This window comes from Marinobacter sp. MBR-99 (assembly GCF_040547575.1).
Lineage (GTDB): Bacteria > Pseudomonadota > Gammaproteobacteria > Pseudomonadales > Oleiphilaceae > Marinobacter.
In genome coordinates, this window is the sequence record NZ_JBEPPY010000022.1 from 71,679 (window position 1) to 81,813 (window position 10,135).

Sequence of the window (10,135 nt, forward strand, 5' to 3'; positions counted from 1 at the left end):
CTTACTTTTCGCCGTCCAGCTTGTCCTGGGTACGCAAATCAAAGTCACTGGCATCATGCCGCTCGTGCAGCTGGGAAGACAGCTCACCCCAGGCCCGGTTTACCATGCGGCCACGTTGCACCGCGGGGCGCTTGGCCAGCTCATCTGTCCAACGCAAAATGTTCGTGTAGGTGTGGGCCTCCAGGAACTCCGCCGCCTCGTACACCGTGTTCTTCACCAGCGAGCCATACCAGGGCCAGATTGCCATGTCGGCAATGGTGTATTCATCACCGGCGATGTACTGGTTGTCCGCCAACTGGCGATCCAGCACATCCAGTTGCCGCTTCACCTCCATGGTGTAACGGTTGATCGGGTACTCGTATTTTTCCGGGGCATAGGCATAAAAATGCCCGAAACCACCACCCAAAATCGGTGCGCTGGCCATCTGCCAGAACAGCCAGTTCATCGTCTCTGTGCGCCGGGTCCGGTCTGTTGGTAAAAAGGCACCGAACTTTTCCGCCAGATAGAAAAGAATAGATCCGGATTCAAACACCCGCACGGCCGGGTTCTCGCTGCGGTCCAGCAACGCCGGAATCTTGGAATTCGGGTTTACCTCAACAAACCCGCTGCTGAACTGATCTCCTTCCATGATGTTGATCAGCCAGGCATCGTACTCTGCCTCTTTGATACCCTTCTCCAGCAACTCCTCAAACATCACCGTCGCTTTCACGCCATTGGGCGTGGCCAGGGAATACAGCTGGAATGGATGCTCCCCCACCGGCAACGCTTTGTCGTGGGTAGGCCCGGCAACGGGACGATTAATGTTGGCAAACCTGCCACCGTTACTGCTGTCCCATTTCCAGACCTTTGGAGGCGTATAGGTTGAATCACTCATGTTTGGTCTCCGATTGACGGTGAGTAAGCTATTGACCGACTTTACCTGATTGCCCCTGCCGTTAGCACCTGTGTTCGCATTGAGAATGCGCCGGATCAAATCCGGGAGTTCCCAACAGGCTATACTGGTCGGGATCTGTTGTTTACGAAGGGAGTCGTATTATGGCTGCATCCGCGCTATCAGGCGCTCCGGTATTCCACACCCGCGGCCTAACCAAAACCTACCAGCAGGGTGAAGTACAGGTGCACGCCCTGCGCGGAGTGGATCTCGACCTTTACGCCGGTGAACTGGTGGTCATGCTGGGTGCCTCCGGCTCTGGCAAATCGACACTGCTGAATATTCTCGGCGGCCTGGATATACCGACCAGCGGTGAAGTCCGGTACCTGGAAACGGATCTTGCCCGGGCCACCGACAAGGAACTCACCCGCTACCGCCGGGATTACGTGGGCTTTGTTTTCCAGTTCTACAACCTCATCCCAAGCCTGACCGCCCGGGAGAACGTCGTCGCTGTTACCGAAATCGCCCGCAACCCCATGGCGCCGGACCAGGCACTGGAACTGGTCGGGCTTGCCAACCGGGCCGATCATTTCCCGGCCCAGTTGTCTGGCGGCGAACAGCAACGGGTTGCCATTGCCCGGGCCATAGCCAAACAGCCTAACGTGTTGCTGTGTGATGAGCCCACAGGCGCCCTCGATTCCGCTACAGGTGTTCTGGTACTCGAGGCTCTGGAGAAAGCCAATCGGGAAACTGGCACCACCACGGTGATCATCACCCACAACGCCTCTATTGCCCTGATGGCAGACCGGGTGATCACCCTATCAGATGGTCTGATCAGCGGTGAGCAGCACAATGCCCACCGGCAAGACCCGAAAACCCTGAGCTGGTAGCGCCATGGCTCTCTTCGGTACCAGCATCCTCCACACCAAGCTGCGCCGCGAAATCTGGCAGATGCGCGGCCAGATGCTGGCCATTGCCTTTGTGATTGCCGGCGGCATCGCGGTTTGCCTGTTGTCGCTGGTGAATTACGCGTCGCTCACCGCAACGCGTGACCAGTACTACCAGGAACACCAGTTTGCCGACGTGTTCGTAAACCTCAAACGAGCCCCTACACAGGTACTGACGCAAGTTTCTGAAGTCCCCGGTGTCACGCGCCTGAGCGCCCGGGTAGAAGGCGTTGCCAAACTCGACGTGGCCGGTTTTCAAGACCCTGTATCCGCACGGCTGGTTTCAGTGCCTGCCACCGGACAACCTGCCGTCAATCAACTCTATCTGCGACAAGGGCGGTTACCAGATGCCAACCGCACCGACGAAGTGGCGATTATCGGAAGCTTTGCCGATGCCCACAACCTGCAACTGGATGATCGGATAACCGGCATTATCAACGGCCGACAACAACGGCTGACCATCGTGGGCATCGCGGAATCACCGGAATTCATCTATATCATTCCACCCGGTGGGATGTTGCCGGACTACGAGCGATACGGCGTCATCTGGATGCCCGAGGAGGCACTGGCCTCCGCCATGGACATGCGAGGGGCCTTTAACAGCCTGGTACTGCAAACAGCCCCTGATCACCCGGTTGAGGATGTGATCGACCGCCTGGATCGGTTACTTGACCGCTACGGCAGTGCCGGCGCCTTCAGCCGTGAAGACCAATTCTCTCATCGTTTTTTGAGTGATGAGCTTGAGCAGCTCAAAGCCATGGCCACCATCTTCCCTGCTATTTTCCTGGGCGTTGCCATGTTCCTGCTGAACGTGGTGGTCAGCCGGTTGATCAGCACTCAGCGAGAAATCATCGCGGTGCTCAAGGCCTTTGGGTACAGCAATCAACAGATTGGCTGGCATTACAGCCAACTGGTACTCGTTATTGCCCTGATTGGACTGGCCATTGGCACATTAGCCGGGCTTTGGCTCGGGCGGGCGCTGGGTGAACTCTATATGGACTTTTACCGCTTTCCCGAGCTGCTGTTCCGAATCAACCCAATATGGGTGTTGCTGCTCGCCGCCACCAGTTTGGGCGTCGCGTGGCTTGGCGGGTGGCGCGCTATTCGCGCGGCTGCCATGCTGCCTCCAGCCCAGGCCATGCAACCGGAAGGCCCGGCCCGCTTTCAAATCAGTACACCGGAACGCCTGCTGGGCTGGGTCCGGTTTACCCAGCCTTCTCGCATTATCGTACGGCACCTGTCACGGCGACCCGGCCGAACCCTGCTCTCGATCACCGGGATTGCCATGGCCACCGCGATTGTGGTGGTGGGCAATTTTCAGTTCAGTTCGGTCTCGCTGATGGTGCACACCCAATTTGCCAAGGTTCAGAAACAGGACCTCACCGTCAGCCTGACAGACCCGGTAAGCCAGTCGGCCATGCACGGCTTAGCCCGGCTTCCCGGCATCTGGTACACCGAAGGCCGGCGGGTAACGGCGGTAGAGCTGATTCACGGCCACCGGCGCTGGCGAACCGCGCTGACAGGCATCCCTGACGACGCCAAACTGCAATTTGTGGTCGACCACCAGCTTCAGGACGTCAGCATCCCCCAGGCCGGCATACTGCTGACCGATTTCCTGGCAGACTCATTAGGCTTGCGCCCCGGCGACACGGTGACCGTGCGTGTACTGGAAGGCCAGCGCCCTACCCTGAACCTGCCCGTTTCCGGTGTCACCAGCGAATTTCTGGGCGTGGGTGCCTATATGAACCTGGACGCCATGAATCGGGCGTTGAGAGAAGGCCCCGTCATCAACCAGATACTGATGAACCTGGACCCAGACCTCACCGAAACGGTCTACCAGGAACTACGCGACACGCCCAAAGTAATGGCCCTGAATCTACGCCAGGCCATGCTCGACAGCTTCTTTGAAACCCTGGCCAAAACCTTCCTGACCTACACCTTCATTATCAGCTTGCTAGGCGGCACCATCGCGTTTGGCGTGATCTACAACACCGCCCGAATCTCACTGGCAGAGCGAGCGCGAGATCTGGCCAGCCTGCGTGTGCTGGGATACAGCCATAACGAAGTGTCCCACATACTATTGGGGGAGCTTGCGGTATTGTTGATATTGGGCATACCACTGGGCTGGGCCATCGGCACTGGGCTTGGCCAGCTCGTGGTAACTGCCATGCAAACCGAATTATACCGGGTGCCACTGATCATCACCGGTAAAACCCTGGCACTGGCAGCCAACGTAGTGATCGCCTCTGCCCTGATCTCCGGCTTCATCACCTGGCGCAGGCTCCGTAAACTGGACCTGGTGGCCGTACTGAAAACCCGTGAATAAACTCAACTTGCAGGGAACACCTCATGGCCGTGCGTAACCACATAACCGGCAAAAGACTTTTCTGGTCACTGATGGCAGCACTGACCGTGGTGACTTTCGCCTTTATCCTGAGGCCGGAGCCGGTATGGGTAGATCTGTCTACTGCCCAACGTGGCCCGCTGGAGGTAACCGTGCGGGAAGAAGGTAAAACCCGGGTAAAAGACCGCTATCTGGTGTCATCACCGGTAACCGGCTTTGTACACCGGCTTGAGCTGGACGTGGGAGACACGGTTATCCCCGGGGAGTTACTCACCCTGATCGACCCCATGCCCGCCAGCATTCTTGATGCCCGCAGCCGCGCTGAAGCAGAAGCCCGAGTCGCTGCCGCCCGCTCTGCGCTCCAGTCCATCCGCCAGAAGGCCGCCGCGGCGGAGGCCGACGCAGACTTCAGCCAACAGGAATACCAGCGATTACTGGCACTCAAACCGTCCAGCTTTGTCTCGGACGACCAGTTGCAACAGGCCAGAACCACCGCCGCCCGTGCCCAGGCTATCTTGCGCTCTGCCAGGTTTGATGAAGAAGTCGCCAGCCATGAACTCGCTGCTGCGCAAACCCGGCTGCAGGTGTCCAGCGCCACCGCCAACGGAGGCAAACCGGCAGAGCGCGTAGCGGTTCGTTCCCCCATTCATGGTGCTGTGCTCGGGCTGGTCAGGAAAAGCGAAGGCATTGTCCAGGCCGGAGAGCCATTACTGGAATTGGGAGACCCGGGCACCCTGGAAGTGGTGGTAGACGTACTGAGTTTCGATGCCGTGAAACTGGAGCCTGGCCTGGCCACCCGCCTGACAGGATGGGGCGGCCCCACCCTCAATGCGGTTATCCGGCGAGTGGAGCCCGTTGGCTTCCAGGATGTCTCAGCACTTGGTGTTGAAGAACAACGGGTAAAAGTTATTGCCGATATGCTCAGCCCCCACGAACACTGGCAGCTTCTGGGCGATGGCTACCGAGTGGATGCCGAGTTTATTCTTTGGCAAGCCGAAGACGCCCTGCAAGTGCCAGCCTCCGCCCTGTTCCGCCACAACAACGGGTATGCGGTTTTCAAGGTTACCGGAGACCGCGCCAATATCCAGCCAGTGGAGGCAGGCCCCGGTAACGGGCTAAGCACCGTCATCCTGTCGGGGCTCAATGAAGGCGACCGCGTTGTGCGGCACCCGGGGCGAGGGCTGAATGATGGAGATCGAATCCGGGTTCGTTGAGCCTCTCTGGTAACGGAGTGTCCTTGCACTGAGCAGAACTAACCGATGCCGTTTAATTTCCTTCCAGACTGACCTCAAGAGTCAGCCGCCCCGGCCGTTAACAAGGAACTCTCTCTTGTTGGGGTTTCCCGATGTTTAATAGCCAGCTCAAAAAAGAACTCGAAGACCAACGTGCAGAATTGGCCATGCTGCGCCAGCTGACGCACCAGATGGACCGAGGCATGCTGTCTATAAGGCTCGATTCCAACTTCTGCGTCTGCGCGGTAAACCAGGACTTCGCCGACACTCTGGGCTACCAGTCAGACCAGCTTCTTGGCCGACCGCTGTCGGATCTTGTTCCGCCCTATGTCTCAAAGCTGCCCTGCTTCCATAACTTCAACAAGGCAATGGCAGAATTCGCGCCGGTTAGCGACAACTACCGCTACTTGAGCGCCAGTGGCCCACTGGTGTGGCTGAACATACACTGGTTTCCCGTGCGCGGGGCGGATGGCAAGCTCGCTTACGTTCAAGGCTATGCCCGCGACGTCACCGAAACCGTGGAAGGTGGAAAAGAAAGCGAGGCCTTCATTGATGCACTGATCCGTTCCACCGCGGTTATTCAATTCAACCTAGATGGCACGGTTATCACCGCAAACAATCAGTTTCAGCGGGCCATGGGCTATCAGCTCAACGAACTCGTTGGCCAGCATCACCGCAAATTCTGCACGCCAGAGGAAGCCAACTCCCCTGAATATGACGCCTTCTGGAAAAAACTTAATAACGGAGAGTACGTGGCAGACCGCTTCAAACGGATCGACAGCCGTGGCCACGAGGTATGGCTGGAGGCCACCTATAACCCGGTCTACGATGCCGAGGGTAACCTCTCCAAGGTGGTAAAGTTTGCCAGCGTGGTCACTGATCAGGTCGCACGGGAAGCCGAAGTACGGGAGGGCGCAAGCGTGGCCTACGACGTCTCACAGCAAACGGATATAAGCGCCCAAAAGGGCACGACCGTGGTCCAGGAGACCGTCGAAACGATGCAGAATATAGCAGTTCAAATGCAGGCCGCGACTGAAAGTATCGAGGCCCTGAGCAAACAATCACTGCAAATCAACTCGATCGTGCAAACCATTGGTGGTATCGCCGCGCAAACCAACCTGTTGGCGCTAAACGCAGCGATTGAAGCTGCCAGAGCGGGCGAACATGGGCGCGGATTTGCCGTGGTTGCTGACGAAGTGCGGCAATTGGCAGCCCGTACCAGTCAAGCCACGGATGAGATTGTGAGCGTCGTCGAGAAAAACCAGGTGCTCTCGGATGAAGTCATGCACCAGATGTTCCGCACCCGGGAGAATGCAGAGCAAGGGCTGGAACTGGCCAATCAGGCGGGTGAAGTGATTCTGGAAATCAAGGAAGGCGCCAAACAGGTTGTGGACGCTGTTGAGCGCTTTGCCAAAGAGTTGTAAACAGCTCCCGAAGTGTCATTTGAATATCAACTGAAACTACCGTTCAAAACCCGAATCCGAAACCAAGGCCCACGAGGGTACCATTGATTTCAGTGTTGCCCTCAAGCGTAAGGGCCGTATAGAAACGGCTGCCTCGCCCAACCACCTGGGCCGACCAGGCAACCCCGGTTTCCCTGCGCACCTGCTTCAATGCGGGATTTTGTTGACGCTGAGTTTCCTTGATCCAGCCCGGGCCGCCCCCAAGCCAAAACTCAGCGGCGCCCTGGCTATCACCCTTGCCCCAAACACGGTATTGATAAAGCACAGCGTGCTCACGAATGGTTCTGCCCTCGTTGTCGCTGGAATCGCAATCCGACCGCAGATCACACAGGGTTATGATGTCTTTGAAGGCTGACCAACCATTGGAAACATCGTTAGACACATCGGTATAGCGCGCTTGCCATCGGTGCCGCTCCGCCGGCCGAAACGCCAGGGATGCCTGATACCCTCCATGGTTGTCACCGCTGGTTCTCCAGTTGTTCAGAGACACCCCCAACTCAAAGCTGTGCCACTCGACCTCCCTCGGCTCCAAAGCAACTGCCTGGCCGGGCAACAGCAGGCATCCAAAGCAAAAAATTACAGCCCGAAGCCATTCGGGGGCACGTGCATTATCTTGCAACCACTTCTTCTGCTTGAGAACCTTCATAGCTTCCGTGATTCCTGCCTCGGTTGATCGTGAAACACTAATTCCCAGAGCTTTGGCCTCTTTGAGGTGGTTCTGCCGCATGCCTCTGCACTCAGGGTCTCGTTACTCATTTTCCAGTACCTCACGAATCGATTTCAGGATATGCGCGGGTATGTTTTCCTTAACGGCCTTTTGCAAGATGGATGACTGCAAGGGTTAACGCCCGGCTCACGCGCCGGTTTGGAGCCGCGAAGCGGCGTAAAATCGGTGGCTGTGCAGCCGATTGTTATGTTTTCCCCGAAGTGCTAGATTGTGTATAGAAACTGCAAACCATACACATAGGTGCACCATGAGAACGAACATTGTCATTGACGACGAGTTGATGGCCGAAGCCCTCAAAGCCTCTGGCTACGAAACCAAAAAAGAAGCCGTTGAGCAAGGCCTGAAACTGCTGGTCCAACGTAGCAAGCAGCAGGAGATTCGAAAGCTGCGAGGCAAGATCAAGTGGGAAGGCAATCTGGATGAAATGCGGAGCGCTGGATGACAGTGGTTGATACCAGTGTCTGGATCGACTATTTCAACGGCGTCAAAAACCCGCACACTGACCTGTTGGATGCCTCAATAATTCACGGATCCGTCGCTATAGGCGACCTCATATTTCTGGAAATCCTGCAAGGCATCCGCGACGACAAACACTATCGTCAGACCAAACAAAGCTTGCTCTCGCTGGAACAGTATGAAATGTTTGGCAAAGACATGGCAGTCGTTTGCGCTGACAATTATCGGGCACTCCGCAAAAAGGGCATCACAATCCGAAAAACTGCCGACGTGATCATCGCGACCTTCTGCATAGAGAAAGAGCTACCACTGCTGTTTCTAGATCGCGACTTTATCCCTTTTGTCGATCATCTTGGACTTGAGCCGGCCCTGAGAGAAACATAACGCCTGCAGCATGGGCGCCTATGGAATGGAGCCGAAGGCGAAATGTAAGGGGTGTCGCAGTGCCTGCATTGGAGTCAGGCCAAGCCGGCATCGTTCCCGAAGCTGAAACCCTCAACCAAGACGATCTCACTCCGGTTGCCGGAAACCTTGCTTGATCGGATCAAAATCGAAGCCAACAAGCGGGACATGCCCTATCAATCACTGATCAAGGCTTGGCTTGCGGACGACGTGAACGACAGCCGTCGGACCTGAGGTGCTAACGCTGAGCGAAGCAGCGTGCCGGAGCGCCAGCGTGGGCGCGTCCGACAGCAGCCACTGGTTAAGCTGCTTCGAAGTCCAGGGGATGAATGCCATCCAGATTGACCGTATTGCGGGCCACCCAAAGATCGTACATGTCCTGCATTGCCAACCAGCTCTCAGGAGTACGCCCGAGAACCTTGGATAGCCGCAATGACATTTCCGGGCTAATACCACTATTTCCTTTGAGCAACCGAGACAAAGTGGAAGGTGATACGCCCAGACTGGAAGCAAGCTGACGGGAACTGATACCGAAAGGCGCCAGGTACACCTCCCGAATGAATTCACCGGGATGTGGCGGATTATGCATGGTCATTAGTGATAATCCTCATAATCAAGTATGTAGGCGTTGCCGTCCCAAAATTCGAACGTCATGCGCCAGTTTCCGCTTACCCAAATCGACCACCGCCCTTTGTCTCGCCCCTTCAATGGGTGAAGCCGAAAACCAGGGATATCCATATCATCCACCGAAGTGGCGGTATCCAGAGCTGCTAGCTGCATGCGCAGTTTCTTGGCATGATCTGGCTGTATGCCAGACGTGCTGCCGGTCGAGTAGAACCGCTTCAGTCCTTTGTGACGGAATGATTTAATCATGAGGAAATGCTAGCATGTTGCGCACCACGCAACAACCAAGCTTAACGCCGAAGCGCACCGGTGACTTTGACGTAGCGAAGCGGAGACAAAGGCATCCGAGTCACGCGCCTGGTTAGCTGTTCCCAAGCATGTACGCCCGAAGCTGTCGCTCCTCTCGCATGACATAGAGAATGAGAACTCGCTTATCATCCTCACGATAAAAAATGCGACACGGTGGAACCACTACCTCCCTGTATACCGAATTAGGGAGCTCTGGAGGAATCCGTCCGGATTGGGGAAAATCTTCCAAACGCTCGGTCTTATCGAAAACTTCCTGGACCAGATGACTTGCGGCAACAGGATTATCCAGAGCAATGTACTCAGCTATGGCATCCAGTTCTTGAAGGGCAGGCTCCGTCCAGATTACTTCAGCCATTTACTCATTTTCTCCCTGGCCTCACTTTGGCTGTACGTTCTTCCCTCAAGTACAGCACGCTCTCCCCGTGAGAGCCCCTCAAGCAGCTCAAGTCGGCGCTGCATAAACTCGTAATCCTGCACATCGACAAGATATGCCGATGGCTGACCATGCTCCGTGATCAGTATCGGCTCCTTAGACAAGTGCAGATCTGCCAGAATCTTTGTGGCTTGGCGCTTGAGGTTCGTAACAAGCTCAACTTTCATGGGCTCACCCTAAATCAGACTAATAGTGACACTATAGTATCACTTTTCAGGTGGGGCAATCACAGCTAACGCCCGCCAACATGCGCGGCTACGAAATGAAGGCGAAGCCGCAATGCAGTAGGCGTCGCCGTGATTGGCCTTGTCAACCCCTGAGCTCGAG

General features: G+C 56.3%; 13 protein-coding genes. 7 read left to right on the forward strand and 6 right to left on the reverse strand.

The genetic code is table 11. From position 1 onward, the window contains the following. Position 1: 1 nt before the first annotated feature. On the reverse strand, positions 2–874 hold the full coding sequence (gene yghU, locus ABIE59_RS16880) for a glutathione-dependent disulfide-bond oxidoreductase (RefSeq protein ID WP_354448670.1): 873 nt from the start codon (positions 872–874) through the stop codon (positions 2–4). A 161-nt stretch (positions 875–1,035) separates the two neighbouring features. On the opposite strand from yghU, the gene ABIE59_RS16885 reads away from it, so the two are divergent. From ABIE59_RS16885 to ABIE59_RS16900, 4 genes are all read left to right on the forward strand, one after another. After that, positions 1,036–1,761: an ABC transporter ATP-binding protein gene (locus ABIE59_RS16885; protein WP_061332728.1), complete on the forward strand. Its 726-nt coding sequence runs from the start codon at positions 1,036–1,038 to the stop codon at positions 1,759–1,761. A gap of 4 nt (positions 1,762–1,765) precedes the next feature. Then, entirely contained in the window at positions 1,766–4,144 is a 2,379-nt protein-coding gene (locus ABIE59_RS16890) for an ABC transporter permease (protein ID WP_354448672.1), read from the forward strand. A 23-nt stretch (positions 4,145–4,167) separates the two neighbouring features. Next, the gene (locus ABIE59_RS16895; RefSeq protein ID WP_354448674.1) at positions 4,168–5,376 is read left to right on the forward strand and encodes an efflux RND transporter periplasmic adaptor subunit; all 1,209 of its coding nucleotides are present in this window, start codon (positions 4,168–4,170) and stop codon (positions 5,374–5,376) included. A gap of 131 nt (positions 5,377–5,507) precedes the next feature. Next, positions 5,508–6,818, forward strand: coding sequence for a methyl-accepting chemotaxis protein (locus tag ABIE59_RS16900; RefSeq protein WP_354448676.1), 1,311 nt, complete (start codon positions 5,508–5,510; stop codon positions 6,816–6,818). A gap of 43 nt (positions 6,819–6,861) precedes the next feature. Here the strand turns inward: ABIE59_RS16900 and ABIE59_RS16905 are convergent, their stop codons facing one another. Then, a complete protein-coding gene (locus tag ABIE59_RS16905; RefSeq protein WP_354448678.1) occupies positions 6,862–7,584 on the reverse strand; it encodes a type II toxin-antitoxin system CcdA family antitoxin in 723 nt (240 codons plus the stop codon). A gap of 247 nt (positions 7,585–7,831) precedes the next feature. On the opposite strand from ABIE59_RS16905, the gene ABIE59_RS16910 reads away from it, so the two are divergent. From ABIE59_RS16910 to ABIE59_RS16920, 3 genes are read left to right on the forward strand one after another with little or no spacing between them, the layout of a single operon-like run. Continuing rightward, on the forward strand, positions 7,832–8,026 hold the full coding sequence (locus ABIE59_RS16910) for a type II toxin-antitoxin system VapB family antitoxin (RefSeq protein WP_354448680.1): 195 nt from the start codon (positions 7,832–7,834) through the stop codon (positions 8,024–8,026). Then, positions 8,023–8,424 carry a type II toxin-antitoxin system VapC family toxin gene (gene vapC, locus ABIE59_RS16915; RefSeq protein ID WP_354448682.1) on the forward strand — a complete coding sequence of 134 codons (402 nt, stop codon included), beginning with the start codon at positions 8,023–8,025 and terminating at the stop codon, positions 8,422–8,424. Before ABIE59_RS16910 ends, vapC begins: the two co-directional genes overlap by 4 nt. Before the next feature lie 51 nt (positions 8,425–8,475). Further along, a complete protein-coding gene (locus ABIE59_RS16920) occupies positions 8,476–8,676 on the forward strand; it encodes a BrnA antitoxin family protein (RefSeq protein WP_061332720.1) in 201 nt (66 codons plus the stop codon). A 67-nt stretch (positions 8,677–8,743) separates the two neighbouring features. On the opposite strand, the gene ABIE59_RS16925 is transcribed toward ABIE59_RS16920, so the two are convergent. The 4 genes from ABIE59_RS16925 to ABIE59_RS16940 form a co-directional block, all read right to left on the reverse strand. Then, the gene (locus ABIE59_RS16925; protein ID WP_061332719.1) at positions 8,744–9,037 is read right to left on the reverse strand and encodes a HigA family addiction module antitoxin; all 294 of its coding nucleotides are present in this window, start codon (positions 9,035–9,037) and stop codon (positions 8,744–8,746) included. Then, on the reverse strand, positions 9,037–9,315 hold the full coding sequence (locus ABIE59_RS16930; protein WP_354448685.1) for a type II toxin-antitoxin system RelE/ParE family toxin: 279 nt from the start codon (positions 9,313–9,315) through the stop codon (positions 9,037–9,039). Before ABIE59_RS16930 ends, ABIE59_RS16925 begins: the two co-directional genes overlap by 1 nt. 112 nt (positions 9,316–9,427) lie before the next feature. After that, a complete protein-coding gene (locus ABIE59_RS16935; protein WP_106695975.1) occupies positions 9,428–9,730 on the reverse strand; it encodes a type II toxin-antitoxin system RelE/ParE family toxin in 303 nt (100 codons plus the stop codon). Then, on the reverse strand, positions 9,718–9,975 hold the full coding sequence (locus ABIE59_RS16940) for a type II toxin-antitoxin system Phd/YefM family antitoxin (protein WP_022992576.1): 258 nt from the start codon (positions 9,973–9,975) through the stop codon (positions 9,718–9,720). The genes ABIE59_RS16935 and ABIE59_RS16940 overlap by 13 nt, the downstream gene beginning before the upstream one ends. Positions 9,976–10,135: the final 160 nt, after the last annotated feature.